The following is a 353-nucleotide window of genomic DNA, read 5'->3' on the forward strand; positions in this document are numbered from 1 at the left end:
GCTGAAGGCGCTGACGCAAGACAAGTTCCGCTGGCCGCGGCGGCAGGAGACGGTGATGGCGCTCGATGCCGAGCAATTGCACTGGCTGCTGGATGGCATTGATCTCGACGCGATGGTCCGCCATCCGGTGCGGCAATACCAGGTTGTCGGCTGAACTTGGCCGTTGACGCAGGGGAAGGCTTCCGATTCAACAATGCGATGACTCGAACCGGCACCCCGACCGTTGCGGAATTGATGGCGCTTCTGGCAGCGAGTGCTGCCGAAATCACCGCGTTGAAGGCCGAGCGGGAAGCTCTTTCGCAGCGCGTCTTCAAGCTTGAGGAAGAGCTGGCGCTGGCGCGGCTGCATCGGTT

2 protein-coding genes are annotated in these 353 nt (G+C 62.3%); both read left to right on the forward strand.

Features of this window, described 5'->3' with window-relative positions; translation table 11 throughout:
• The first annotated feature begins 10 nt into the window (after positions 1–10).
• On the forward strand, positions 11–154 hold the full coding sequence (tnpB, locus tag OC446_RS31205) for an IS66 family insertion sequence element accessory protein TnpB (protein WP_410055181.1): 144 nt from the start codon (positions 11–13) through the stop codon (positions 152–154).
• Positions 155–156: 2 nt separating this feature from the next.
• On the forward strand, positions 157–353 hold a 197-nt coding region (locus OC446_RS30685; RefSeq protein WP_410055182.1), incomplete at its 3' end, for a hypothetical protein.

The sequence above is a fragment of the Microvirga sp. Mcv34 genome (assembly GCF_024519725.1).
GTDB lineage: Bacteria > Pseudomonadota > Alphaproteobacteria > Rhizobiales > Beijerinckiaceae > Microvirga.